Raw genomic sequence first — 25,294 nt, 5'->3', positions numbered from 1 at the left:
ATCGTTCAGGTTCCGCTGAGCCCGGTGTGGGCGACGGAACGGATGATGTTTCGCTGGAAGAAGACATAGGCGACGAGCAGCGGCAGCCCGCCGAGCACGGCCGAGGCCATGATCTGGGCGTACCGCAGGCCGTACGAGCTCTGGATGGTGGCCAGGCCGACGGGGATGGTCATCAGGTCGGGGTCGGAGACGGCCAGGAACGGCCAGAAGAAGTTGTTCCAGGTGAAGATGAAGGTGAAGATCCCGACGGCGGACAGGACGGGCCGGGAGAGCGGGAGCACCACCTGCCAGAAGATCCGCAGGATCGAGGCGCCGTCGACCCGGGCGGCCTCCTCCAGCTCGCGGGGGATGCCGTCGAAGAACTTCTTCAGGATGAAGACCATGGCCGGCGCGGCGACCTGCGGCAGGATCATCGCCCAGTAGGTGTCGATCAGGCCGAGGGCCAGCATCTCGTCGTACAGCGGCACCACCAGGACCTGCGGCGGGACCATGATGCCGGCGACGACGACGCCGAAGACGAGGCGCTTGCCGCGGAAGTCGGTGCGGGAGAAGCCGTACGCGGCGAGGCTCGCGGTCGCCAGCACCAGGGCGGTCACGCCGACGGCGACGACGGTGCTGTTGAGAAACCAGCGCAGCATGTCGCTCTGCGCGAACACCCGCTGGAACGCCTCGACGGAGAAGTTGTCGGAGAACCAGGTCAGCGGGACCAGCGTGGTCTCGCCCTCCGGCTTCAGGGAGGTGTCGACCGCCCACAGCAACGGCGTCAGCCAGAGCACCGCGATGAACGCGGTCACCAGCAGCCCGACGAGATTCCAGGCTCGTACGCTCGTCATCAACGCTCCTTCGAGGAATTCGAGGAATTCGAGGATGAGGGGAACAACTTGAGCTGGGCCACGGACACCGTGACGATCAGTACGAAGAAGAAGGTGGAGATCGCCGAGGCGTAACCGAACCGGAAGTTGGTGAACGCCGTGGTGTAGACGTGTTCCAGGATCGGCCTGGCGGCGAAGTTGGGGCCGCCGGTGCCCTGGTAGAGCAGGTAGATCTGGTCGAAGACGCGCAGCGAGGCGAGCAACTGCAGCACGATGACGAGCCCGGTGGTGCGCCCGAGCATGGGCAGCGTCACCGACCGCAGCCGCTGCCACCAGCCCGCGCCGTCGATCGCGGCGGCGTCGTAGAGGTGCTGCGGGATCTGCTGGAGCGCGGCCAGATAGAGCAGGAAGTTGAAGCCGACGGTCCACCACACGGTGGTGATGACGACCGAGACCATCGCCAGGTCGGGCTCGGTGAGCCAGCCCGCCTCGGCCAGCCCGAGGCGCGCGAGCGTGTCGTTGACCAGGCCGAAGCCCGGTTGGTAGAGCCAGACCCAGATGAGCGCCACGACGCTGGCCGGCAACAGGAACGGCAGGAAGAACGCCAGCCGCCACAGCCACCGCAGCGGCATCGCCCGGTTCGTGAGCAGCGCCATGACCAGGCCGATGAGCACCAGCGGCGGCGTGCTGAGGAGGGTGAAGTAGACGGTGTTGCCGAAGGCCGACCACATCGCCGAGTCACCGAACATCTCGGTCCAGTTGGCCAGGCCGACGAACTCGCCCCGGGTGCCGGTGAGGCTCTCGTTGAAGAAGCTGAGGAACAGCGACGACACCGTCGGCCAGACGAGGAAGGCGAGGTAGAACACCAGGAAGGGCAGGGTGAACAGCAGTCCGGCGGGCATCCGCCGCCAGAGGGGTACGGCACGCGTGGCGGGAGGGGCGGGGGGCGCGGGCGAGATGGTGGTCGCCATGGGGGGTCTCCTACGCCGGGCTGGGGGTGGTGAGCAGCTTGTCGACGGCGCCCTTGAACTGGTCGAGCCCCTGCTGGGGGGTCAGGTCGCCGGTGAGCACGGCCTGGAAGGCGGCTCCTCCCTGGTTCTGGAAGTCGGAGCCCGAACCGCTGAACCACGCGGGCGGGTCGAGTTGCACGTCGGGCGTGACGTCGCGGTACTCCGACTGGGGCTTGAGCGCGAGATACGCGGGGCTCGTCGCCACCGGCCGGTAGGCGGGCACGTGTCCGGCCTTGCCCCAGGTCACGCTGCTCTTAATCAGGTGCGCGAGGAAGCGGTAGGAGGCACGGGTGGCTTCGGGATCGCGGCTGCGCTGGTGGGGCAGCACGAAGGAGTGGGCGTCCCCGGTGGTGCGCGCATTGCCGAAGATGTTCGGAAATCTGGTCATGCTGTAGGGCGTCTTGGCGGTGCTGAAGGTGGTGGTCTCCCAGCCGCCGTTCCAGTGGAAGCCCGAGTCGCCGTTGACGAACGCGGCGATCGCGCCCGCGTAGTCGAGCCCCTGGGTCGCCAGGCCCTCCTCGGTGAGCCGGCGCATGAGGCCGAGCGCCTGGAGCGCCTTGGCGTCGTCGATGCCGATCGAGCCGCCGAGCGGAAGGGCGAGTGTGCCGTCGAGCTGGCGGTACAGGGCGTAGAACAGCCGCCAGGGCATCACGTCGAGGTTGTCCAGGGCCAGACCGTGCTTGCCGGTCACCTTCTTGGCTCTGGTCAGCGCGTCGATCAGGGCGTCGGGGCCGTTGATCGGGGTGAGCCGGCCGGCTGCGTCGAGGAGCCCGGCCTGCTGGGCGACGTCGGTGTTGTAGTACATGACGAACGGATGGGTGTCGAGCGGCAGCGCGTAGAGCCTGCCGTTCACGGTGGCCCGTTCGATCAGGCCGGGCGGAAACTCGGCGGGGTCGAGCCCGACCTCTTCGAGCAGGTCGACGTCGAACGCGTCGAGCAGATGGCCAGGCGCGTACCCGGGCATCCTGGCCAGGTGGAGCACGGCCACGTCGGGACCACGCCCGCCCGCCGCGGCCATGGCGAGCTTGGTGTAGTACGGCGCGCCCCAGGCAAGAGTGACGGCTTCGAGCGATATATCGGGATTCTTCGCTCGGAAGTCGTCCTGCATCTGGAGCATCAGCAGGCCATCGCCGCCGGCGAACAGGTTCCAGTAGCGAACCTTGGTCCGCGCGCCGTCGCCGGCCCCGCACGCCACGAGCGGGAGCGCTCCCACAGCAAGCATGGTGCCGAGGACGGCACGCCTGCTCACATCGTCCATAACACACTCCTCATCGGATCACCTCTGCGAACCGGGCGAGTTTGCCGGGCAGTCGTGCGCCGAGCGGGGACATGCCGTCGTCCGCGCCCAGCCGGGCCAGGGCGTCGAGAACGAGACGGCCCCGCCGTACCCTCTCCTTGCCGCTCTCCACGGCCACGGCGCGGATGTGGCCGCCGACCGGATAGATGTCGGGCGCGTTGCGCAGCCCGAACTTCAGGTAGATCGGCGCGCCGCATCTGATCAGCTCGGCCGCCTCGTGGATGCGCACCTGGCCGCCCAGGCCGTCGGGGGCCTCGACGTAGAAGTCCAGCGGCGCGGCGCTGACCGCGCGCAGGTCGGCCAGCTCGGCCAGGGTCAGGTCACTGGGCACGTTGATCGAGTCGGCGCCGAGCTGCTCCCAGAGCGCGTACGTCGCCGGGTTGACCGGCCCCACCAGCGCGGAGACCTTCAGCGTGGTGTCGGCGGGCAGGTCCCCCGCCTCCCGCATCCGGTGCAGCGCCCACAACACGCCCTCGTCGGCCACCAGCAGGCAGCGCACGCCTAGCGCGACGGCGCGCTCGGCGTCGTCAATGCACCCGGCGAGCTGGTCACGGCCGCGGGCGCGCGGCCCGGCGATCGGCACGGGCGCGGGCCCCCAGGTGCCCCGGGGTCCCAGGAAGAGGCAGAGCTCGATGTTCTCCGCCTCGCACGCGGCGACCATCTCGGTGATCTCCGCGTCGGTCAGCATCCACACGCCGCTGCCCTGGCTGATCCGGTGCAGCGGCACCGAAAGGCGCCGGCTCTCGGCCAGGACCGCCTCCAGCACGGCGGGTCCTTCACAGGAGGGCAGCTCGGTGCGCCAGGTCCCGCCGTCGGGGAAGGCGACCGGCGAGCCGGGGACGGGGGCCGCGGGGGAGGCGAGGCCCAGGCGGTTCAAGGCGAGGATTCCTGACGACTGACGCAAGTGGAACTCCGGTTATGTTCGATATTTCGGACAACTTCCGAGAAGCTGCCGTGACTGTAAACAGGTGTCCGGTTCGGGTCAAGGTAGGCTGTTCGAAATTTCGGGTAAAGTGCGAAATGTCGAACTGAGGGAGAACCGAGGGAGTCTGTCGATGGGCCGAGCCGTACCCGCCGTGACCCGCGCGCTGGACATCCTGGAGCTCTTCCTGCCCGGACGTGTGCTGTCCGCCACGCAGATCGCCGAGGCGACCGGCCTGCCCCGCACGACGGTCCACGAGCTGGTCACCACGCTCACCACCCGCTCCTACCTGTCCGCGATCCACGGCCAGCCCACCCGCTACCGGCTGGGCATGCGGCTCTTCCAGCTCGGCAACGTCTTCGCCGAGCAGCTCGACCTCGCCCACGAGGCCCTCGAAGCGGCCAGGGAGACGGCGGCCGGCTGCGATGAGACGGTGCACGTGGCGGTGCTCGACGGCCCTGACGTCGTCTACATCGCGAAGGTCGACAGCACCCACCCGATCCGGATGGTCTCCGCCGTCGGCCGCAGGCTGCCCGCCCACTGCACGGGCGTCGGCAAGATGCTGCTCTCCGGCCTGTCCCCCGACGCCCTCGACGTGCGCTATCCCCCCGACCGCGAGCAGCCCGCCATGACCCCGAACAGCATCACCTCCCCCGCCCGGCTGCGCGCGGCCCTCGCGGTGATCCGCGAGCAGGGCCTCTCCTTCGACGAGTGCGAGTCGAACGAGGCGGTCAACTGCGTCGCCGCGCCGGTCTACGACCAGACCGGCCTCATGGTCGCGGCGATGAGCGTCTCCGCGCCCATCCTGCGCTGGGACGACACCCGCCGCCGGGAGTGGGGCGAACTGGTACGGCGGGGCGCCCGTACGCTGTCGGAACGCCTCGGCCACCGCATGCTGGAGACCACATGACGATCGACGTGGCCCTGTCCTTCTCCGCCGACGCCCGCTGCTTACGCAGGACGGGCCGGCACGAAGGCGCTCGGCTCGTCGGCCCGGAGTCGGCACCCGTCACCGGCTGAGCTCCGCCCGATCCCCCTTCCCCCCTCACCCCCGCCGGCCACCGCAGGCCGCGGGAATCGGGGCCCACGTTCCCCAGCAGGCGGCCCGACGACGTGCCCGCCCACCTGGATCAGACCGCGCGCGGCCCGAGGGCCGTGTCCCGGATCACTGCTTCCCGAGAGGAGACCCGTGCGCATCACGAGGCTGACCACCCATGTCGTCGGAACCCCCTGGCGCAACCTCACCTACGTCCAGGTGCACACCGACGAGGGCCTGACCGGGGTCGGCGAGACCCGCATGCTGGGCCACACCGACGCGCTCCTCGGCTACCTCGCCGAGGCGGAGTCCAACCACGTGGCCGGCTCCGACCCCTTCGCCATCGAGGACCTCGTGCGCCGGATGAAGTACGGCGACTACGGCCGCGCGGGCGAGATCGTGATGTCGGGCATCGCCTGCGTGGAGATGGCCTGCTGGGACATCATGGGCAAGGCGCTCGGCGTGCCCGTCTGGCAGCTGCTCGGCGGCAAGGTCAACGACCGGGTCAAGGCGTACGCCAACGGCTGGTACACCGTGGAACGCTCCCCCGAGGAGTTCCACCGGGCGGCACTGGGCGTCGTCGAGCGCGGCTACGACGCGCTGAAACTCGACCCGTTCGGCGCCGGGCGGATGGAGCTCGACCACGAGGAGACCATGCGCTCGATCTCGCTGGTGGAGGCGGTGCGCGACGCGATCGGGCCCGCGCGTGAGCTGCTCGTGGAGATGCACGGCCGCTTCTCCCCGGCGACGGCGATCCGGCTGGCCGGCATGCTCGAACCGTTCGCGCCGAGCTGGCTGGAGGAGCCGTGCCCGCCGGAGAACCTCAAGGCCCTGGCCAAGGTCGCCGAGCACACCGGGCTGCCGATCGCGACCGGCGAGCGGATCCATGACCGGCTGGAGTTCAGGGAGCTGTTCGAGCTCCAGGCCGCCGACGTCATCCAGCCCGACGTCGGCCACATCGGCGGCCTGTGGGAGGCGCGCAAGCTCGCCGCCACGGCAGAGACGCACTTCGTCATGATGGCCCCGCACAACGTCGGCGGCCCGGTCCTCACCGCCGCCAGCCTGCACCTCGCCGCCGCCACCCCGAACTTCAAGATCCAGGAGCACTTCAACGACTTCGCCGACACCGAGGTGAAGAAGGTCGCGCCCGGCGTCCCCGAGGTCGTGGACGGCTACTTCGCCATCCCGACGGGCCCGGGACTCGGCGTGGAGTTCGACCCGGACGCCGCGGCGGAGTTCCCCAGGCAGCGCGCCAAGTTCGACCTCTACGCCGACGACTGGCACCTGCGAGACCCGGAGCGCACCCGATGAACCGATCGGTCGTGCTCGACGGCCCCGGCAGGCACCACATGGTCAAGTCCGAACCGCCGGCCTGTGGTCCGGGTGAGGCCCTGGTGCGGATCGCCGCGGCCGGGATCTGCGGCAGCGACCGGGAACTGTACGAGGGGACCAGGCCCGCCGCCTTCCGCCGCTACCCGATCGTCCCCGGCCACGAGTGGTCGGGGACGGTGGTGGCGGTCGGCCCCCGCGCCGACCCCGCGCTGGTCGGCGCGGACGTCGTCGGTGAGGGCTTCCGCAACTGCCTGACCTGCGACAGGTGCCGTGCCGGTGAGTCGAACCTGTGCTCGGCCGGCTACGACGAGACCGGGTTCACCCGGCCCGGCGCCTTCGCCGACCACCTGCTGCTGCCGGCCCGGCTGCTGCACGTGCTCACGCCGGGCGCCGACCTGGTCGCAGCCGCCCTGCTGGAACCCGCCGCGGTCGCCGCCGCGGCCGCCCTGCGGGCCGCGGTGCTGCCCGGTGAACGGGTGGCCGTGGTGGGCGCGGGAACCCTGGGCGTGCTGGTCGTCCAGTTCCTCGCCGCGAACTCCCCCGCCGAACTGGTCGCCGTCGATCCCCGTCCGTCCCGCGAGCGGCTCGCACGTCTCTCCGGCGCGACCGAGCTGGTCCCGCCCGACCAGCCGGGCCGTTTCGACGTGGTCGTGGAGACCGCTGGCGTGGCGTCGAGCGGGCTCGCCGCCGTACGGCTGGCCCGTCCCGGCGGGCGGGTGGTGCTGACCGGGCTTCCGGGCGGCGAGCCGTACGGGATTCCGCCGGGGCTGCTGGTGGGCGGGCAGCTCTCGATCTCCAGCGTGTTCGGGGCGTCGTCGGCCGCCTGGGTGCACGCCGTACGGGTGTTCAACGCGGGGTTGCTCACGTTGCGGCCGCTGATCACCCATGAGCTGGGGCTCGAAGACTACGGCCGGGCGATGGAACTGCTCGCCGACCCCGCCACGGGGAAGGTGCTGCTCCGGCCCGAGCGGTGATCGGCCGCCACCGGCGAGCACCGTGACGCGCATCCGCCGCCGAGCCGTCGGCGGCGGACTCCGGCCACCGTGGTGCGCATGCGCCGCCATGCCGTCGGCGGCGGGCTCCGGCCGAACACCGCGCCGGCCTACCCGGTGACGGGCAGGCCGGCGGCGAGGTCGCCGGTCCCGCTGCAGGCTTGCGCCGCCCCCGATGGGGCGCAAGCCGCAGGAGGTCAGACGCGCTCGTCCTCCAGATAGCGGTCGCGGCCCGCGTACCATCCGGTGGCGAGCTGCACGGTCACGACCGCGAACAGCAGCAGGACGGGCAGCGTCCAGCCGCCGGTCGCGCCGTAGAGGAGGCCGACCAGCAGCGGACCGGCCCCGGCGATGAGATAGCCGGCGCTCTGCCCGAAGGCCGAGAGCGCGGCGGTGGCCTCGGGTGTGCGGGTCCGCAGCGCGAGCAGGGTGAGCGCGAGCGGGAAGGAGCCCATGCCGAGGCCCACCACGATCACCCAGACCAGGGCGGTGGCGTCCGGAGCCAGCCAGAGGCCGGCGAAGCCCACCACGTAGCAGGCGACGAACGCGGCGACCACCGGCCGCTGGTCGGCGAACCGGCTGGTCACCATGGGAACCACGATCGCGACCGGGATGCCGAGCGCGGTGAAGACGGCCAGGAAGACGCCCGCCTGCCCGGCGGTGTAGCCCTTGTCGAGCAGCATCTGCGGGAGCCAGCCGAACATCACGTAGGCGACCATGGACTGGGTGCCGAAGTAGGCGGCGACCGACCATGCGAGGCGGCTGCGCACCAGGGCCCGGGGCCCCAGGGCGGCGGCGCCGGTGTCGCGGGCGGGCTCGCTGCGCAGCAGCACCAGCCAGGGCAGCGCCGCCACGGCGGCCAGCGCGGCCCACACGCCGAGGGCCACGTGCCAGTTGCCGTCGGTGGCGCGCTCGATCGGCACCGTGGCGGCGGCCGCGAGCATCGTGCCCATGGCGAGCGCGGTGGTGTAGACGGTGGTCATCACGCCGGTGCGACGCGGGAAGTGCCGCTTGATCAGCGTGGGGATGAGCACGTTGCCGACGGCGCCGCCCGACAGCGCCACAGCGCTGCTGAGCAGGAAGACGGCCGCCGAGTCCACCAGTGAGCGGGTCAGCATGCCGACCCCGAGGGTCACCAGGGCGAGCAGCAGCAGGCGGTGCTCGCCCACCCGGCGGGACAGGGCCGGCGTCACCACGCCCACGGTCGCGAAGCAGAGAACGGGTAGAGTGGTGAGCAGGCCCGTCGTGACGCCGGTAAGCCCGAGCGCGGTGGAGATCTGGTCGAGCACGGGGCCCACGCTGGTGACCGCGGTCCGCAGATTGAGCGCCGCGAGGACGATTCCCAGCACGAGCAACCAGGCGAGCGATCCGGTACGACCTCTTGCCTCGTGGGTGAGCACACTCATGCTGACTCTCGTCCTCCTTAAGGATCATCGAATCATAGGATGATTGACAGACCTCAAGGGAAACTGTTTTAATGGGTACATTTGTTCCTGGCAAAGCGAAGCGGCCGCGGTCCCGGGGGACCGCGGCCGCCGATTCCTCAGGCGATGGGGCCTGGAACCGCCGGAGGATCGTCACCTGGGCGCCGGCCCCCGGCCTCGCGCCACGCGCCGGTCTCCCCGCCGACGCCGCCGGTCTCGCCGCTGACAGCGCCGCTCCCGTTTCGGACGGCACCGCGCCACGCGCCGGTCTCGCCCCCGCGAGACTCGATGAACCTCTTGAAACGCTCAAGGTCGCCGCGCACGCGGAGCCGTACGACCTGCAGCCAGTCGCCCGCCGTCTCCGCCGCGCCCTCCGGGTCGAAGTCCATCTGGAGCATGACCCGGCAGTTGCCGTCGTCGATCCGGTGGAAGGTCACCACGCCCGCCTGATGGGGCCGTCCCTCCGACCGCCACGCCACGCGCCGGTCGGGAAGCTGCTCGGCGATCTCGGCCTCGAACTCGCGGCGGACACCGGCGATCTCCACCACCCACGCCGTCCGCGTGTCGTCGAGTTGCTTGACCGACTGCACTCCCTCCATGAACTCGGGGAAGCTCTCGAACTGGGTCCACTGGTTGTAGGCGGTCCGCACGGGGACCCGCACGTCGACCGAGTGCTCGATGGTGCTCATCTGGGGGGCTTCTCCCTCCCTGTCTCGGGGGTGGTTCTCGGGTACGAGGCCCTGAACTGCCCGTGGGAGAGGGGATGTAACACCCCGGTCAATCATCCGGGGCGGCGGCGGAGCAACCAGAACAGCCCGACGACGGGCAGGATCAGCGGGATGAACAGGTAACCGCTGCCGTAACCCGACCAGACGGTCGCCCTCGGAAACGCCTCCGGATCCAGCATGCTCAACGTGCCCACGACCAGCACCCCGGTCAGCTCGATCAGGCAGGCCGCCAACGCCGTACGGCGAGCGGACACGGCGAGCGCCACGGTCAGCACGACGTAGACGGCCGCGGCGAACGCCGACAGCGCGTACGCCAGGGGCGCCTCGTCGAAACTCCGCACGATCTGCACCGTGGCCCGCGCCCCCGCCGCCAGCGCGAAGAGCCCGTAAACCGCCACCAGCGCCCGCCCCGGCCCGGTCCCGATGCCCTCGCTCACCGCACTCCCCGATCTCCGCTCCCCGGCGGCCCGCTCCCCGGCGGCCTGCTCCCCGGCGGCCTGCTCCCCGGCGGCCGGTGAAGGCTCACGCCGTGCCCTGCCAGATCTGCAGCAGCCTGCCCGTCATGACCGCGATCGCGAACCCGGCCACCACCAGGATCCCGGACCCCCATCGGCTCCGCTCCGCCAGCGCCAAGCCCACCCCTGCCAGCGGGATCAGCGCGGTGCCCACGAGATAGCCGTACAACGTGACCTTCTCCTGCGGCCCCTCCCCCGAGACGGCCGCCGCGATCGTCACCCCCGCCTGGACCAGCACCGCCAGTTCCAGCACGCCGAAGCCGATCAGCAGGACCATTCCCATCGCCCTGTCCCTGATCGCCACGATCAGGCTCACCAGCGCCAGCACCAGCGCCCCGACGATCACACACGTAGCGAGCACGCTGTTCACAAGGCAGTCACCCCGATCGACATGGCCAGCAGGCTACCCCCGCCACCCCCCGCCCTCGACCTCGCCATCCGTGATCCCGTGTCGTGGCCGGTTCCGTTACGAAGCGCGGCGCATCCCGACGCTCACCGCTGAACTCACTCGCCCGATATCTACAGCGAACTTCTGGCGCGGCACACTGGCGACGCGCAGCCGCCGTGTCCCGCGCAAAACGCGTTGAACAGGCAGTACGCGCACAACCAAGATGAACCTCATGGACCTCATCTCCTCTCTGCCCGCCTTCGTCCTTGCCGTGGTGCTGATCTCCGCCTCGCCAGGCCCGGCGATGGCGCTGATCCTGCGCCGCGCGGCCCTGCGCGGCTTCTCCGGCGCGGTGCCCACGGTGCTGGGCCTGGAGGCCGGCCTGTACCTGTGGGCGTTGCTCGCCGCCGCCGGGCTCGCCGCCCTGGTGGCCGCCTCGGAGGTGGCCTTCCTCGTCCTGCGCGTGGTGGGCGCGGGCTTCCTGCTGTACCTCGGGATCAAGGCCTGGCGCTCAGCGTGGCGCAGCAGGGAGACAGGACGGGCGGCCGAGGAGGTCGCGGTCGGGGAGCCGAAGCCCGGTTCGGCGCTGACCTGGTGGGGGGCCTTCGGCGAGGGAGCGGTGGTGATGCTGGCCAACCCGAAGGCCGCCGCCTTCATGATCGCGTTCTATCCACAGTTCGTACCGGCCGACCGGCCGCTCTTCGCCACGACCGCGCTGCTCGCCGTGCTCCAGGTGGCCATCGAGATCATCCTGTATTTGGCGCTGGCGGCCGCGGTTGGGCGGGCGGGCGCGTGGTTCCGCCGCCCGGTGATCCGGCGTCGGCTGGACGCGGTCAGCGGAACGGTCCTAGTCGCCCTGGGCCTGCGCTTGGCTATCGAGAGCCGCTGACATGCCGGAGCCGAGCAGCGAGCCGCCGGGGGACGTCGGACGGACCGCCCACCGGTGAACGGCCGCGCCAGGATGCTCACGCCTGCTGTGGGCGCGGCCAACCCTTCGTGATCCCTCACTCTCCGGACAGGCCAAGATCCTTGGCAGGCAACGGCACGGTTGCCGCGCGGCCACCGGAGGAGGGCGGGCGCACCGTGGCCCGTGGAGCTGCGTTCGGCCAGGTGAGCCCCGCCTACCATGGGCAGGGTGGAACGGATTCTGGTCAGTGCGTGCCTGATGGGGCGGAAGGTCCGGTATGACGGGCGGGCCAAGAGCAGTGATCACGCGTTGCTCGCCGCGTGGCGGGCTGAGGGGCGGCTGGTCGCCTTCTGCCCCGAGGTGGCGGGCGGGCTGCCGGTGCCCCGCCCGCCCGCCGAGATCGAGGGCGGGGCGGGCGGGGCCGCCGTGCTCACCGGGGCGGCGCGGGTGCTGACTCCCGAGGGAGACGACGTCACGGGCGCGTTCCTGGCCGGGGCGCAGGCCGCGCTGGCGGTGGCCGCCTCCTTCGGGGTGCGGATCGCGATCCTGAAGGAGGGCAGCCCTTCCTGCGGCACACTCAGCGTCTACGACGGCACCTTCCGGGGCCGTACGCTGCCCGGCCAGGGAATCACCACCGCGCTGCTGGAGTCACACGGCGTCCGGGTGTTCAACGAGGATCACATCGCCGAGGCGAGCCTCGCGCTCACCGAACTGGAGCGGCTCACCACGCCATGAAGATCCGCTCCTGGCTGACCGGGTAACCGGCCTTGGCGAAGGCCGCCGCCATCGGCCCGTTGGTCGCGTCGGTCTCGCCGACGATCTCGGTCACCCCCTCGGCGGCCAGCAGGTGGGTCGCCTCCACCAGCAGGTCGTAGCCGTAGCCGTGACCACGCTGCTCGGGCACCACGCCGATGATGCCGATCACCGGGCTCGAATGGTTACGGCTCGGCACGGTGAGGCCGACCAGTTCACCCGCTGGGGTGTAGGCGAGCCGCCACCACTCACGCGGTGCGGGGAACCAGTTGAGGATGTCCAGATCCTCCTTGGCCGCCGCCTCCGCGCCCTCGCGCGCGGTCTGGTCGATGACGTGCGCGTCGAGACTGCCCACGTGGAACCGCCTGATGACGTCGAGCACCACCTCGTCGTCGGGGCACGGCCGATACTCCAGTCGTGCGGGCCGTTCGGGCAGGCCCAGCTCAGGGGTCCAGGTGTAGCGGATCCGCTCCACCAGCGGCCGCATGCCCGCCCGTTCGGCGGCGGCGACGCGTGCCTCCGCCTCGGCCCTGACGACCGGATCCTCCCGCCACGCGGGCGGCAGGACCAGGCAGTACTCGGCGGTGAAGGGAGCGGCGCGCAGCAGCCCGGTGCCGGCCTCGTGGTCCTGGCCGAAGTCGAACCAGTCGAGGGTGAGCGGTTCGGCGTCGTCGGGCCCGCCCCACCAGGCGGCCCTGGCGACGACGCGGTCGCCCTCCAGGGCGACCCAGGTCCACTCGGGACGGTACTGCCGGGCGGCGAGGAAGGTGCGGTAGTCACGGCCGGTCGACGCGATGCCGACGAGCGCGGAGTCGGGCAGGGACAGGAACAGATCGTGCTCGCCCGCACGAAGCGGGCGGATGACCAGATCGGTCATGGGTGAATCCTCCAGGGAAAGCGTGCGCTCCCCCGGTCAGATGATCGCCCGGGCAGAGGGGGAGCGCATGGTCATGACGGTTGACATCGCGCTCACCTCCTTTTCGCTCCAAGGGCGTGGAGGAAGCCAACCACACGTGGACGAGTACGTCCAACCGGTTTCGGGTGAGCGGCCGCAGGCGCACGCGTCGGTGACCGCTGGGGCAGGGGCGCGGCGTCGCCGGCACGGTACGGCGGGACGCGCGCTGGGCCTCGCGCAGCGAGTCGTCGAGTCGAGAAACCCTAATCCCGACACCCATCAAGCGAACCCAATGGCGCCGGGCCCACAGATCGCGATCGTGGGAAGTGGGAAGGGCCGCCGCCGCTTGTGAGCCGGCTCGGCGGGGGACGGGGTGACGGTGGCCGACCGGTGTGGAACATGCTCGAGCCTCAGGCGCGCTGGTGAACCCCTGCGGCCGCGGATCGCGGTCGCAGGGGCGGGCCGGCTCAGGCGCCGACCGGGATCTCCTTCTTCAGCATTCCCCTGATCTGCTCGCGGAACTCAAGGGTGTCGGCGTGGCCGTGTACGGACGCCGCGTGCTCGGCGGCGGCCCTGACGACCTCGTCCTCCTCACCGCTGATTGTGAGCGTGCAACCGGACTCGCTGGGCATGTCACGACAGTCGGCGACCATTCGCATCCCTGTCTCACCTCCCCCGGCGGCCTGCGAAACCACCGCGTCCCTCTTGTTCGGGGGCTGTCTTTTCATCGTTGCACGATGGCTCCGACCTGGGAAGTCGTCAGGGAACCAGGTTGCCCACGACCTCCTTGGCGATCTCTTCCATGCCCTTCAGCAATATGTCTTCCGCCACCGGCCTGGAATTCTTGTTGGAAAGGATCTCGCGGCCTTTGTTATCAGTCCCGAAATATCGCACTTCGACCACAGAATTACCGATATGGAGCAAGAGCCAGGCATTTGCTGATTTCCGGACTTTATCCATGGAATAGACGCCATACGCTTCGCCGCCCAACGTGGTGATCGTTTGCAGCTCGCCGTACACGGTGTTGTAGGGGGCGGGGCGGGTGGTGCCGGCGAAGTCGCGCATCGAGTCCCACGAGAAGTCGGCGTCCTCGGCGGCCTGCGCGCTGTCGGGATACACGGCCACCTTGACGTGGATCGTCCGGGATTGGTTGTAGCCATTTTTCATGGCGTACCCCTTCTGGTTCCACTGGCAGCCCTTCCGGAGCGCGCCGTAGCCGTCCCTGGAGGAGTCGGGCTCCGCCGCGCCCTGGGGCGCGAGCCGCTTGACCGTGCTCTCGCCGAGCAGATCGCACACCTCGGGGATCTCGGTCAGCGTCGGGCCGGTGGACTGCGCGCTGGGAGTGGCCGACACGTCCGCCGACGCACCCACGGAGGGGGACTCGGCCGGATCGGCGGAAGGCGAACCGGACGAATCGGGCAGGGCCGAAGGCGGCGGCACGACCGGGGTCCCTGTCAGCTTCGAGGGCTTGACCGACGGCAGCACGGGCGGCGCGGCCACCGGGGGCGGCTCCGGATCCCCGCCCGACACCGCGAAGGCGACCCCGCCGAGCAGCGTGAACGCAGCCGCGCCGGCGATCATCCCCAGAGCCCATTTCGGCGGCCCTGACATGCTTGAACGTTCCTGCCCACCCTGATCGGGCCAGTACGAGGACGGCGGTACGGGAGGTCCGGGACTCCCGCCTGGACGCGTGGTCATAGCACCCCTCGCGGGTCGGAATTGATACCGGACCATTATGGGGAGCGCGCCCTTTGCGTCAAGGTTCACCATCTAGCGAAGTAATGGGGAAAAGCACTAGGGTCCCCTACCGTGCCGGATCAGGGGGAATCAAAGATCGCAGGCCGATACCGTCTCCTGCGCGCGCTCGGCCAAGGTGGCATGGGCACCGTCTGGCTCGCGCACGACGAGCTCCTGCACCGCGAGGTCGCGGTCAAGGAGGTACGGCTGCCGCCCGCGCTCGACCGGGCCGCCCGCGCCGAGGCGTGCCGGCGAACCGTGCGCGAGGCGATGGCCGCCGCCCAGCTGAGAGACGCCGGCATCATCAAGGTCCACGACGTGCTCACCGAAGGCGAGCGCCCGTGGATCGTCATGGAGCTGCTGCGCGGCTCGAACCTTGAGGACGCGGTCAGAGACGGCGGCCCCTGGTCGCCCGAGCACACGGCCGCACTGGGCCTGCGGCTGCTGGCGGCGCTGTCCGTCGCGCACCAACAGGGCATCCAGCACCGCGACGTCAAACCCGCCAACGTCTTCCTCACCGAGGACGGCCGGACCGTCCTCGGTGACTTCGGCATCGCCAGGATCGACGACCAGGCCACGATGACCGAGTCGGGACTGCTGATCGGCTCCCCCGGCTTCATCGCCCCCGAACGGCTGCGCGGCGAGCGCGGCGGGCCGGAGTCCGACCTGTGGTCTCTCGCCGCCACCCTCTACGCCACGGTCGAGGGCGCCCCGCCGTACCTGGGCGGGTCTCCCATGATGGTGCTGCGTGAGGTGCTGACCTCGCCGCCGCGCCCGCCGCAGCGGGCCGGCCATCTCGGGCCCGTGCTGCTCCGGATGCTCGGCGGCGAGCCCGCCACCCGGCCGCCCGCCGGGGAGACCGCCCGGCTGCTGCGGCTCGTCGCCGACGGCCGGGAGGCCGTCGCGGCGCCCGCTCCGCCCCGCCGGGGGAACCGTACGCGGATGCTGGTGGCGGCCGGGTTGTGCACGCTGCTGGCGGGCGGCGCGGCGGTCGCCGTCGCCCTCCGGGCCGACCGGGAGCCCGGCCCGCGACCCACGCCCGTCGCGCAGCAGTCCGGGCCCGCCAGTGATCCCGTGGGGCAGCAGACCAGTCCCGCACCCCAGCCCAGTCCCACGCCCGAGGCCGAGGAGACGGCCATGTTCACCGTGCCGGTCGACTTCTGCACCCTGCTCACCGCCGGGCAGGTCCGCGAACTGGTGCCCGAGGTGCGGGCCGTGGGCGGGAAGCGCCAGGAGGAGGGCTGTGAATGGACCTCGCGGGGTGTCGGCATCGGAGCCGTACCACTGAAGATCGACAGCGAGGCATGGGACGCGGTTCCCGACGCGGCCAGGGAGGCGTTCATCAACCGTAAGAACGGCATCGTGGCCACGGAGGGCATGGTCTGGAGCTGGCCCGGCATCGGCCTGAGGAGCAAGGTCGCCGCGGCGGGAACGGCGGCCGAGATCACGGAGGGAGTGGGTGACGAGGCGATCGTCTACGACCTGCTCTCGCGCAAGACGCGCAAGGTGGAGAACAGCATCGTGATCTTCCGGCTCGACAACCTGCTCGTCCAGGTGGACTACGTGAACGTGAACAAGATCGGTGACGACGCGGCGATCCGCGCCGGAGCGAACAAGGCCGCCCGCCGGATCGCCGCCGCGCTGAAGGAGACCCCGTGACCGGAGAACGACTCGTGGGCGGACGCTACCGCCTGCTCGCATCCCTCGGCCGTGGCGGCATGGGCATCGTCTGGCGCGCGCACGACCAGACGATCGGCCGCGAGGTGGCGGTCAAGCAGGTGCTGTTCCCGCCGGAGCTGCCCCCGGCGGAACGCGCCGGGTTGCGCGAACGCACCCTCCGCGAGGCTCGGTCGGCGGCCCGGATCCGCCATCCGGCCGTCGTCGCCGTGCACGACGTGATCGAGGACGGCGGCGAGCCCTGGATCGTCATGGAGCTGATTCGCGGGCGCTCCCTCGACCAGGTCATCAAGACCGGCGGCGCGATGTCGCCCCAGTGGGCCGCCTCCGTCGGGCTGTTCGTGCTCTCCGCGCTGGCGAACGCGCACATGCAGGGAGTGCTGCACCGTGACGTGAAGCCGGGCAACGTGCTGCTCGCCGACGACGGCCGCATCCTGCTCTCCGACTTCGGCATCGCCACCCAGACCGGTGGGCCATCATCCGGCGCGCCCATGGGCACACCGGGATTCACCGCGCCCGAATGCCTCACCCCCACGTCCGGCCAGCCGCCCGGTCCCCCGTCCGACCTGTGGTCGCTGGCCGCGACCGTCTACACGGCGGTCGAGGGCGTCTCGCCGTACCAGCGGCCGAGCGCGGTGGCGACGCTCGGGGCGGTCATGACCGAGCCGCCGCGACCGCCGCAGCGGGCGGGGCCGCAGCTCGGCCCGCTGCTGGTCGCCGCACTGTCGCAGAACCCGGCCCGGCGGCCGGACCTGCCCGCGCTCAGGCAGGGGTTGCAGCAGGTCATCGGTCAGACGGCGGCCACCGTCGCCTCGCCGGGGCCGATGCCCGACTGGCTGGTGCCGCGCAACGCCGCGTACGGCTCGGCGGCGGCCGTGGTGCTGGCCTTCGTCACCTCGCTCATCCTCGTCCTGACCACCTCAAGCGCCCCCGCCGCCGTGCGGCCCCCGGCTCCCGCGTCTGCGGACGTGGCGAAGCCGGCCCCGGTGGCCACCCCTACGGCCGCCGCCACGCCCTCAGCCGCGGGACCGACCTTCTCGCCCGCCCCGACCCAGGCGCCCGGCAAGTTCGACGCCGTGCCCCGCCCCTGCCAGCTCCTCACCGAGCAGCAGGCCAAGGAGATCTTCGGCGCCTACCGGACCACGCTGCACAACGTGCGAGACGAAGACCCCCCGCTGTGCTCCTGGTCGTCCACCGACTACAAGGGGACCAAGGAGCATTCCATGTTCCTCAAGCTCCACCTCTACAAGCAGCAGGGCGACGGTTACGAGAACACGCTCGCGGAGGAGCACGTCGCCGGCGGCCGGACCGCGGCCGAGGAACTGGCGGGCAGGGGCGGCGCGGGTGCCAAGAACTCCGACGTGTTCGACGTGGGCGCCGGCGACGGCGGAGCCGGGTGGGAGGTCGCCGAGAAGACGTTCTCCCGCCAGAAGTTCACGGTCCACATGCTCTTCAGGACGGGCAACATGGTCTGTGAGATGCGCATGGAGCGCGAGGTGGCGTCGGATCCCAAGCTCCGCGAGAAGGCGGTCAAGGCGGCCGAGTACATCGCCGAGAACCTCGACCGCGAGGCATAGCCCATGCGTGTGGTCGCCGAACGCTACCGCCTGCTCGACCGCCTCGGCGCGGGCGGCGCGGGCACGGTCTGGCGTGCCCGCGACGAGCTGCTCCAACGCGACGTCGCCGTCAAGGAGGTACGGCTGGCCTCCGGCCTGAACGGCCACGACAGGGCGCTGCGGAACACCCTGCGCGAGGCACGTGCGGCGGCGGCGCTCAGCCATCCCGGGATCATCACCGTGCACGACGTGATCGCCGAGAACGGGCAGCCGTGGATCATCATGGACCTGCTCTCCGGGCGCTCACTCCGCGAGCTGACGAACGACCTCGGACGGCTGCCGCTCGGCCAGGCCGCCACCGTCGGCCTGCGGGTGCTCGACGCCCTCGGGGCGGCCCACCGGCACGGCATCCTGCACCACGACGTCAAACCGGGCAACGTCATGATCACCGACGCCGGTGAGGTGATCCTCGCCGACTTCGGCATCGCGTCCCAGCAGGCCCTCCCGCCGGGGCCGGGCCAGGAGGGCACCGACGCGGGAGCCGGGCACCTGGCCGGGTCGCCGGGATACATCGCGCCGGAACGGCTGCGCGGCGAGGCGCCGGGGCCCGCCGCCGACCTGTGGTCGCTCGGCGCCACCCTCTACGCCGCGATCGAGGGCCGCCCGCCGTTCGCCCGCGACAGCATGGTGGCCTCCATCGCCGCGGTGCTCACCGTCCCCACGCCACCGCCGGCGGCCGCCGGGCCCCTCACCGGGCTCCTGCTCGCGATGCTGGACAAGAACCCGGCCATGCGGCCCTCGCCCGGCCAGGTCAAGGCCGAACTTGAGCCGCTGGCCATCCCGATGCCGTCGCGGCGTGCCGCCACCGGTCCCGTCACCGTGCCGGTGGTGGTCGGGAGGCGACGCAGGACCCCGATCGTGATCGGCGCCTTCGCGACCGGCGCGGCCGTCGCCACCACGGTGGCGGTGCTGCTGAACGGAGGGGCCGGCCCCGACACCACCATCACCACCACCACCGCGTCCCCGAGCCTCACGGCGACCGCCACCGTGGCGGCGACGCCCACCTCCGCTCCCGCCCCCACCAGGACACCCGGCCCGACGGCCGCCGGCTCGTTCGCCACCGCGCCTCGCCCGTGCGAGCTGCTCACCGCCGAACAGGTGCAGACGATCGTGCCCCAAGCGGGAGAAGGCAGCGCGAGAGGCGACGAGTGCAGCTGGCACGCTTTCCTCGGCCCCTCCATCGCCGTGGAGGTCACGCACGCGGCGAGTCCCGACCTCGCGAAGCGGACCTTCGCGTACGCCCGCCAGACCCGGACCTCCCAGGCCGGCACCTCGCAAACCACGACCACCACCCCCGTCCGCACCGTGCCCTCGCTCGCCGACGGGGCCTTCGCCCAGGACACCGCGAACACCACGTTCAAGGTGACGACCGGAACCGTCTGGCTGCGGCACAGCAACCTGGTGATCACGGTCAAGGCGACGGGCGAAGGGACGAAGGTGGACAGCCGCGTCGCCAAGACGGCGCTCACGGCCGCCCGCACGGTCGACGACAACCTCCGGAAGAGATCCTGATGAGTGACGACGAGCGATACATCCCGACCACGGCCATGCGCCCTCCCCCGCAGTCCACGGTTCCGTTGGGAAGCCCGCCGCCCGCGGGGTCACCGGTGCTCCGGCTCACTCCGGCGATCTTCGGCTCGGCGCTCGCCGTGATCGTGGTGATGGTGCTGACCCTGATCTTCCTGCTGACGCGCCCCGCGCAGGTGAGTGAGGCCCAGGTCGTGCCGACTCTGGCGGCCCCGTCCACCGCGGCCGTGCCCCCGCCCGCCGACCCCAGCGTTCCCGCGCAGCCCGCGTCCACGCCCAGCGTCGCGCCCACCGGTCCGGCCCGGTTCACCGAGGAGGCCAAGCCCTGCGAGCTGGTCAGCACCGAGCTGATCGACAAGCTCGTGCGGCGGCAGAAGCAGTCGCAGATCTACAAGGAGGAGTGCGAGTGGAGCACGATCGCCAACCTCCCGGACAACATGACCCACAACCTCACGGTCTTCGTCAAGGTCTATCCCGATGACGTGGCCAAGGCCCACGAGCAGCTCTACGCGAAACGCGCCGAGTACAACTGGCACGAGGCGGGCATCTGGCCGTTGCAGCCCGCCATCGGCGACGACTCCTACGTCACCGTGAACAGCCTGGAAGGCGGCAGAAACCAGGGGCCGAGCAAGGCCATCGTGGGGATCCGCGTCAGCAACGCCCTGATCGAGGTCACCTACGACCGCCGCGTCCCGGCGGACCCGACCGGCCGCCTGCTACAGGGCGCGACCGAGGTGGCCAAGGCAGTGGCCGACAAACTCACAGAGTCCGGCTGACTCGACCACGCTCACGCGCCCCGACCACCCCCGTCACGGCGACTCACGAAACCCCGGCCGCGCGACCCCGCTGAACCACAGGCGCACGAGATCCGCCCGGCTGTCCGCGATGACCCCGCTCAACGGCCGGCTCACACAATCCGCCCGTCCCTCCTCGACGATCAGGCCGAGCCGGTGGGCGGCCGTGTCACGGACGCCACTCCTCCAGGTAGCCGGAGTGCTGGGAGTACGGCCCCGCCAGCCGGCCGAGGGTCCGCCTGGCCAGCCGCACCAGCTCAGGCGAGGCCGACGCGAGCGCCTCCTCGCATCCCGCGATGATCTGCCGCTTGGCCTCGACCTCGGCGGTCACCCGGCCGGGATCGTGCCGGGCGATGTGCCGCCCCAGCTCCACATCGAGCTGAGCCATCCTGGTCTCCTTCGAGGAACCGGCCACGAACCTCCCTGACTGGCTCCACCACCAGTTGCGCCCGTGCAGGGAACTCCCCGCGACCCGCGCGTCGGCCTCGTCCTCACCGAGACGCGCCCTGAGAAAGACGACAAGGCCCTCAACACTCACATCTTCCCGCACCGGCCCGCCCTCTCCAACCTGGTCTCCCGTCCCCGAATCCTCTCGCGCTTCGCCCCCGTCTCACCAGATTTTCGAGAAGGCGCACCCTCGTACGGCACGCCACGCTGACACCCTCGCGGGCTTCCGGACCGCGAAACCGCTCGTCAAGCCACTGGGAGCCTGCTGGCACGAAGGTGGGCGATGCCCATGTCCAGGGCTGCCTCCAGATGGATGGTCTGGCCGGTGGACATCTGGATCAGGACGCCGCCCTGGATGCCGGCGAGCAGGGCGGCCGCCGCGCGGTCGGGGTCCAGGCCCGGGTCGATCTCGCCGGTGTCCTGCATGTGCCGTACGCCGGTGGCGATCTCGGTCTGCCAGCGGTGCATCAGCTCGGTGACCACGGCCTGAGAACCAGGTGTGCCGTTGCCCAGGTGCGATGTGACGGAGTTGAGAGGGCATAGGCGGCCCTGCCGCTGGTACCGATCGACGACCTTGTCGCGCCATGACCGCCAGGCCGGCCAGGAGGTGAGGTCGCCGAGCTGGGGTCGCTGGTCCTCCAGCACACGGTCGGCCTCGAAACGGGCCACGGCCAGCAGCAACTCCTCCCGTCCGCCCGGAAAGTAGTGGAACAGCTGGCTCTTGCTTGTCGCGGTCCTGGCCAGCACGTCGTCGAGGGTCGTGGCGACCACGCCGTTCTCACGGATGTGCGCGGCCGCACCTTCGAGGATGCGCTGTCGCGTCGCGGCTCCCTTGCGGGTCAGCGTGCGCATGGCCACCTCCAGGTTGGACTCCATAGTCCACAATAGCGCGGCGCCAACCGGGCATACATCTACAAATACGACGTGGAGCGGACTGTGATCCCGGGGGCCACAATCAGGACTGGAGATGATCAGGCCGGTCACGAGCGCTCCGACGGCGGCACCCGACCGCACGAGCCGGCCCGTGCCGGAGCTGCTCGTCTTTGGACTTGACAGTCCATTTTGTGCTGCCCAAGCTGACATGGACCGCACCGAAAGGAAGCACACCCTCATGTCCCTGGACCACTACTACCTGCTCGGACGTTCTGGGCTGCGCGTCAGCCGCCTGGCGCTGGGCACGATGAACTTCGGCACCGGCGGTTTCCACGCCGCGTACGGCAAGACCGAGGAGGAAGCCCGCCCCATCTTCGGTCGCTATCTCGAAGCAGGCGGAAACTTCATCGACACCGCCGATTTCTACACCGCCGGCGAGAGCGAGACCATCCTCGGCGATCTCATCGCGGAAGCCAAGGTGCGCGACAGGGTGGTTCTCGCCACCAAGTTCACCAACAGCGTCGACCCCGGAGATCCGAACGCGGGGGGCAACGGCCGCAAGCACATGATCAGAGCGGTCGAGGCGTCACTGCGCCGCCTGCGCACCGACTACATCGACCTGTTCCTGCTGCACACCTGGGACCGGATCACTCCTGTCGAGGAGGTCATGCGGACCTTCGACGACCTCACCAGGGCGGGAAAGATCCGGTACGCGGGCCTGTCGGACGTGCCCAGCTGGTACGCGGCGCGGGCCCAGACCCTTGCCGAGGCCCACTCCCTCGTACCGATGGTCAGCCTGCAACTGCCCTACTCCCTCATCGACCGGACGATCGAGCTGGAGCACGTCCCGATGGGACAGAGCCTGGGACTCGGTATCACCGCATGGAGCCCGCTTGGCGGCGGCTTCCTCACCGGGAAGTACCGGCATGCCGACCAGGGCTTGGCAGGGGAAGGTCGGCTGAGTGGCGGAGGTTCGCCTGGACGCTCGTGGACAGAGCGGGAATGGCAGCTTCTGGCGACACTCGAGAGTGTCGCGGACGAGCTCGACATGACGATGGCTCAGGTCGCCGTCAACTGGGTCGCCACCCAGCCCGGGGTCGCCTCGGCGATCATCGGAGCGAGCAGCACGGACCAGCTCGACGCCAATCTGGCCGCCCTCGACTTCGAGCTGCCGGCCGAGCTGCGTGTGAAGCTCGACGAGGCGAGTTCGGTGCCGCCCCAGTCGGTCTACCAGATGTTCACGCCGGACTATCAGAGCTGGTTGATCAGTTCCGGCGTCAAGGTCGGGGACAAGCCGACCGGATACGCCCCGGCCGTGCGGAACTGGGTGGATTGACGGACTTCCTCGTCCGCACGGCGGCGGCTCGACCGCCGCTTGACCGTCATTCACCGGTCAGCCGGCGCCAACGACCAAGCCCTTCTTCCACCGGCTCCACCTCGGCACCGACGATGCGTCGGAGCGGGCCGGTTCGCCGAACCCATCGCGCCGCTCCGGTACGTCCACCGGGCACGAGCGCGCAGAAGCGGCGCTGCCTCTTCAGACAACGCCGCTGCGGATATCTCGACGCTTCCCGCCACCGCCCTCGCGGAGCCGTGTTCGAGTAACGTCACTGGGGTGGAGCTATGGGGATTCGAACCCCAGACCTCCTCCATGCCATGGAGGCGCGCTACCAACTGCGCCATAGCCCCTTGTCGCCGCTCGGAGTCCACTCTTCACGGCGCTCGGGAAGCATATAGGACCTCCCCGAGTTCGGCTAATCGCCGCGTGTACGGCTTGCGCCCGTCATCTGTCGACCACTTGGCAGGCGCAAGCCGTAGAGGAGGTCAGGGCTGGTCTTCCGCGGCCTCCGGGGTGTCGTCGCTGCTGACGGGCTCAGGCAGGGTGCCCGCGTTGTGTTCGAGGAGACGCCAGCCCCGGCGTCCCTCTTCGAGCACCGACCACGAGCAGTTGCCGAGGCCGCCGAGGGCGGACCAGTGCTCCTCGGGGAGGCCGAGGAGACGGGCGAGGCCGAGGCGGATGGCGGCGCCGTGCGAGGCGATGACGAGCAGGCCGTCGTCGTCGAGCTGGCCGGCCCAGCGGCGGACCGCGGCGGCGACCCGGTCGGCCACCTCCGTGACGGGCTCACCGCCCGGCGCCTCCCACGCGGTGTACTCGCGCGGCCAGCGGTCGGCGATCTGCTGACGGGTCAGACCCTCCCACTCGCCGCCGCCCCGCTCACGCAGCTCCTTGTCGGTCACCACGTCGAGGGCGGCGATCCGGCCCAGGGCCGCGGCGGTCTCGGAGGCGCGCTGCAGGTCGGAGGACACGATCATGGACGGCCGCAGCGCGGCGAGCAGTGAGGCGGCCCGCGTGGCCTGCGCGACTCCCGTCTCGTCGAGCGCGATGTCGGTGTGGCCCTGAAACCGGTGTTCGACGTTCCAGAGCGTCTGGCCATGCCGCCAGAAGACGATCCGGCGGCTCACGCGTGCTTCCTCACGTGGCCGCTCCGCGTGCTCGCTGCGCGGCCGACTGCTGGACGCTGTCGGGCAGCGGGATCACCGGGCAGTCCTTCCACAGGCGCTCCAGCGCGTAGAACGTGCGGTCCTCCTCGTGCTGGACGTGCACGACGACGTCGAGATAGTCGAGAAGCACCCAGCGGCCCTCTCGCTCCCCCTCTCTGCGGACCGGTTTGGCGTCCGTCTCGATCCGCAGCCTGTCCTCGATCTCGTCGACGATGGCGCGGACCTGACGGTCGTTGGTGGCGGAGCAGAGCAGGAAGGCGTCGGTGATGACGAGCTGCTCGCTCACGTCGTAGGCGAGGATGTCATCGGCCAGCTTGTCTGCCGCGGCCTCGGCGGCGACCCTGATGAGCTGGACGGCTCTTTCTGATGCGGTCACGATGTGGGTCTGTCCTCCTGTTGTCGGCGCTGTCACTAGGAGGATTCCCGGTACAGCCCGCGTTTATTGATGTATTGCACAATCCCGTCGGGCACGAGGTACCAGATCGGTTCCCCGGAGACGACTCTGTGACGGCACTCCGAGGAGGAGATCGCCAACGCCGGGATCTCGATCAGGCTGACCTTCCCCTCCGGGAGTCCCGGATCGTGCAGATGATGACCCGGTCGAGTACAGCCTACGAAATGTGCGATGGTGAAAAGCTCCTCGACGTCTCGCCAGGAGAGTATCTGGGAGAGGGCGTCCGCGCCGGTGATGAAGTAGAGCTCGGTCTCCGAACCGTATATGTCACAGATGTCGTGCAAGGTGTCGGCGGTGAAAGTCGGGCCCGGCCGATCGATGTCGACCCGGCTCACCGTGAACCGGGGGTTCGACGCGGTCGCGATGACCGTCATCAGATAACGGTCCTCCGCCGCCGTGACCGTCTGGTCGGCCTTCTGCCACGGCCGCCCGGTCGGCACGAAAACGACCTCGTCGAGCTCGAAATGGTGGGCGACCTCGCTCGCGGCGACAAGGTGTCCGTGGTGGATGGGATCGAACGTGCCGCCCATCACGCCCACCCTCCGTTTCCCCTGGCCGTTAGGCGCGTTCGTCATGTGACGGACCTTACGCGCAGTCCAGGAAGAACCTTGACGCACCCCCTCCAGGCGACCCACGCGCATCGTCGCTCGCATCGA

At 70.5% G+C, this 25,294-nt stretch carries 26 protein-coding genes and 1 tRNA gene; 10 read left to right on the top strand and 17 right to left on the bottom strand.

The genetic code is table 11. The annotated features are described in order from the left end of the window. Window positions 1-5 precede the first annotated feature (5 nt). From MBA17_RS41760 to MBA17_RS41745, 4 genes are read right to left on the bottom strand one after another with little or no spacing between them, the layout of a single operon-like run. Window positions 6-833, bottom strand: a complete 828-nt coding sequence (locus tag MBA17_RS41760) for a carbohydrate ABC transporter permease (RefSeq protein ID WP_238503440.1) — start codon at window positions 831-833, stop codon at window positions 6-8. Next, a complete protein-coding gene (locus tag MBA17_RS41755; protein ID WP_238503439.1) occupies window positions 833-1,783 on the bottom strand; it encodes a carbohydrate ABC transporter permease in 951 nt (316 codons plus the stop codon). Before MBA17_RS41755 ends, MBA17_RS41760 begins: the two co-directional genes overlap by 1 nt. A gap of 10 nt (window positions 1,784-1,793) precedes the next feature. Then, on the bottom strand, window positions 1,794-3,080 hold the full coding sequence (locus MBA17_RS41750) for an extracellular solute-binding protein (RefSeq protein WP_238503438.1): 1,287 nt from the start codon (window positions 3,078-3,080) through the stop codon (window positions 1,794-1,796). Window positions 3,081-3,090: 10 nt separating this feature from the next. After that, window positions 3,091-3,996 carry a hypothetical protein gene (locus MBA17_RS41745; protein WP_238503437.1) on the bottom strand — a complete coding sequence of 302 codons (906 nt, stop codon included), beginning with the start codon at window positions 3,994-3,996 and terminating at the stop codon, window positions 3,091-3,093. A 178-nt stretch (window positions 3,997-4,174) separates the two neighbouring features. Here MBA17_RS41745 and MBA17_RS41740 point away from each other — a divergent pair, with 178 nt between their 5' ends. The 3 genes from MBA17_RS41740 to MBA17_RS41730 all read left to right on the top strand — a co-directional run bounded on the left by MBA17_RS41740 (window position 4,175) and on the right by MBA17_RS41730 (window position 7,383). Further along, complete coding sequence (locus MBA17_RS41740) at window positions 4,175-4,951, top strand: IclR family transcriptional regulator (protein ID WP_238503436.1); 777 nt, start codon at window positions 4,175-4,177, stop codon at window positions 4,949-4,951. 279 nt (window positions 4,952-5,230) lie between these two features. Next, on the top strand, window positions 5,231-6,388 hold the full coding sequence (locus tag MBA17_RS41735) for a mandelate racemase/muconate lactonizing enzyme family protein (RefSeq protein ID WP_238503435.1): 1,158 nt from the start codon (window positions 5,231-5,233) through the stop codon (window positions 6,386-6,388). Continuing rightward, window positions 6,385-7,383, top strand: coding sequence for a zinc-dependent alcohol dehydrogenase (locus MBA17_RS41730; RefSeq protein ID WP_238503434.1), 999 nt, complete (start codon window positions 6,385-6,387; stop codon window positions 7,381-7,383). The genes MBA17_RS41735 and MBA17_RS41730 overlap by 4 nt, the downstream gene beginning before the upstream one ends. Before the next feature lie 215 nt (window positions 7,384-7,598). On the opposite strand, the gene MBA17_RS41725 is transcribed toward MBA17_RS41730, so the two are convergent. The 4 genes from MBA17_RS41725 to MBA17_RS41710 form a co-directional block, all read right to left on the bottom strand. Next, window positions 7,599-8,807: an MFS transporter gene (locus MBA17_RS41725; protein ID WP_238503433.1), complete on the bottom strand. Its 1,209-nt coding sequence runs from the start codon at window positions 8,805-8,807 to the stop codon at window positions 7,599-7,601. A 137-nt stretch (window positions 8,808-8,944) separates the two neighbouring features. Continuing rightward, entirely contained in the window at window positions 8,945-9,514 is a 570-nt protein-coding gene (locus MBA17_RS41720) for an SRPBCC family protein (RefSeq protein ID WP_238503432.1), read from the bottom strand. 92 nt (window positions 9,515-9,606) lie between these two features. Further along, complete coding sequence (locus MBA17_RS41715; protein ID WP_238503431.1) at window positions 9,607-9,990, bottom strand: hypothetical protein; 384 nt, start codon at window positions 9,988-9,990, stop codon at window positions 9,607-9,609. Between the two features lie 85 nt (window positions 9,991-10,075). Beyond that, entirely contained in the window at window positions 10,076-10,438 is a 363-nt protein-coding gene (locus tag MBA17_RS41710) for a hypothetical protein (RefSeq protein WP_238503430.1), read from the bottom strand. A gap of 250 nt (window positions 10,439-10,688) precedes the next feature. On the opposite strand from MBA17_RS41710, the gene MBA17_RS41705 reads away from it, so the two are divergent. Beyond that, window positions 10,689-11,345, top strand: a complete 657-nt coding sequence (locus tag MBA17_RS41705) for a LysE family translocator (protein WP_238503429.1) — start codon at window positions 10,689-10,691, stop codon at window positions 11,343-11,345. Window positions 11,346-11,591: 246 nt separating this feature from the next. Beyond that, window positions 11,592-12,098: a 2-thiouracil desulfurase family protein gene (locus MBA17_RS41700; RefSeq protein ID WP_238503428.1), complete on the top strand. Its 507-nt coding sequence runs from the start codon at window positions 11,592-11,594 to the stop codon at window positions 12,096-12,098. Here the strand turns inward: MBA17_RS41700 and MBA17_RS41695 are convergent. The 3 genes from MBA17_RS41695 to MBA17_RS41685 form a co-directional block, all read right to left on the bottom strand. Beyond that, window positions 12,085-12,993 carry a GNAT family N-acetyltransferase gene (locus MBA17_RS41695; RefSeq protein WP_238503427.1) on the bottom strand — a complete coding sequence of 303 codons (909 nt, stop codon included), beginning with the start codon at window positions 12,991-12,993 and terminating at the stop codon, window positions 12,085-12,087. The genes MBA17_RS41700 and MBA17_RS41695 overlap by 14 nt on opposite strands. A 485-nt stretch (window positions 12,994-13,478) precedes the next feature. Further along, window positions 13,479-13,643, bottom strand: a complete 165-nt coding sequence (locus MBA17_RS41690) for a DUF1059 domain-containing protein (RefSeq protein WP_238503425.1) — start codon at window positions 13,641-13,643, stop codon at window positions 13,479-13,481. A gap of 127 nt (window positions 13,644-13,770) precedes the next feature. Next, window positions 13,771-14,592, bottom strand: coding sequence for a hypothetical protein (locus MBA17_RS41685; RefSeq protein ID WP_238503423.1), 822 nt, complete (start codon window positions 14,590-14,592; stop codon window positions 13,771-13,773). 228 nt (window positions 14,593-14,820) lie between these two features. On the opposite strand from MBA17_RS41685, the gene MBA17_RS41680 reads away from it, so the two are divergent. Genes MBA17_RS41680 through MBA17_RS41665 form a run of 4 tightly spaced genes read left to right on the top strand, consistent with a single transcriptional unit; the run spans window position 14,821 to window position 20,344 of the window. After that, a complete protein-coding gene (locus tag MBA17_RS41680) occupies window positions 14,821-16,407 on the top strand; it encodes a serine/threonine-protein kinase (protein ID WP_455432958.1) in 1,587 nt (528 codons plus the stop codon). Beyond that, window positions 16,404-18,002: a serine/threonine-protein kinase gene (locus tag MBA17_RS41675; protein WP_238503421.1), complete on the top strand. Its 1,599-nt coding sequence runs from the start codon at window positions 16,404-16,406 to the stop codon at window positions 18,000-18,002. Before MBA17_RS41680 ends, MBA17_RS41675 begins: the two co-directional genes overlap by 4 nt. 3 nt (window positions 18,003-18,005) lie before the next feature. Next, window positions 18,006-19,553, top strand: a complete 1,548-nt coding sequence (locus MBA17_RS49980) for a serine/threonine-protein kinase (protein ID WP_274386780.1) — start codon at window positions 18,006-18,008, stop codon at window positions 19,551-19,553. After that, the gene (locus MBA17_RS41665; protein ID WP_238503420.1) at window positions 19,553-20,344 is read left to right on the top strand and encodes a TraB/TrbI/VirB10 family type IV secretion system protein; all 792 of its coding nucleotides are present in this window, start codon (window positions 19,553-19,555) and stop codon (window positions 20,342-20,344) included. Before MBA17_RS49980 ends, MBA17_RS41665 begins: the two co-directional genes overlap by 1 nt. 187 nt (window positions 20,345-20,531) lie before the next feature. On the opposite strand, the gene MBA17_RS41660 is transcribed toward MBA17_RS41665, so the two are convergent. Together MBA17_RS41660 and MBA17_RS41655 are read right to left on the bottom strand one after the other, a co-directional pair. After that, on the bottom strand, window positions 20,532-20,900 hold the full coding sequence (locus MBA17_RS41660) for a DUF6221 family protein (RefSeq protein ID WP_238503419.1): 369 nt from the start codon (window positions 20,898-20,900) through the stop codon (window positions 20,532-20,534). Between the two features lie 155 nt (window positions 20,901-21,055). Continuing rightward, window positions 21,056-21,685 carry a TetR/AcrR family transcriptional regulator gene (locus MBA17_RS41655; RefSeq protein WP_238503418.1) on the bottom strand — a complete coding sequence of 210 codons (630 nt, stop codon included), beginning with the start codon at window positions 21,683-21,685 and terminating at the stop codon, window positions 21,056-21,058. A 205-nt stretch (window positions 21,686-21,890) separates the two neighbouring features. On the opposite strand from MBA17_RS41655, the gene MBA17_RS41650 reads away from it, so the two are divergent. Next, window positions 21,891-23,018 carry an aldo/keto reductase gene (locus tag MBA17_RS41650; RefSeq protein ID WP_238503417.1) on the top strand — a complete coding sequence of 376 codons (1,128 nt, stop codon included), beginning with the start codon at window positions 21,891-21,893 and terminating at the stop codon, window positions 23,016-23,018. 280 nt (window positions 23,019-23,298) lie between these two features. Here the strand turns inward: MBA17_RS41650 and MBA17_RS41645 are convergent. The 4 genes from MBA17_RS41645 to nadD all read right to left on the bottom strand — a co-directional run bounded on the left by MBA17_RS41645 (window position 23,299) and on the right by nadD (window position 25,213). Further along, a tRNA-Ala gene (locus MBA17_RS41645) sits at window positions 23,299-23,371 on the bottom strand. A 135-nt stretch (window positions 23,372-23,506) separates the two neighbouring features. After that, complete coding sequence (locus tag MBA17_RS41640; RefSeq protein ID WP_238503416.1) at window positions 23,507-24,145, bottom strand: histidine phosphatase family protein; 639 nt, start codon at window positions 24,143-24,145, stop codon at window positions 23,507-23,509. Between the two features lie 10 nt (window positions 24,146-24,155). Then, window positions 24,156-24,560 (bottom strand): ribosome silencing factor, encoded by a 405-nt coding sequence (rsfS, locus tag MBA17_RS41635; protein WP_238503415.1) that lies wholly within the window; start codon window positions 24,558-24,560, stop codon window positions 24,156-24,158. 35 nt (window positions 24,561-24,595) lie between these two features. Further along, a complete protein-coding gene (nadD, locus tag MBA17_RS41630; protein ID WP_238503520.1) occupies window positions 24,596-25,213 on the bottom strand; it encodes a nicotinate-nucleotide adenylyltransferase in 618 nt (205 codons plus the stop codon). Between the last annotated feature and the right edge of the window lie 81 nt (window positions 25,214-25,294).

Source organism: Dolomitihabitans soli, from assembly GCF_022213955.1.
GTDB lineage: Bacteria > Actinomycetota > Actinomycetes > Streptosporangiales > Streptosporangiaceae > Streptosporangium_A > Streptosporangium_A soli.
This window is presented reverse-complemented; position numbering and strand designations above follow the sequence as displayed.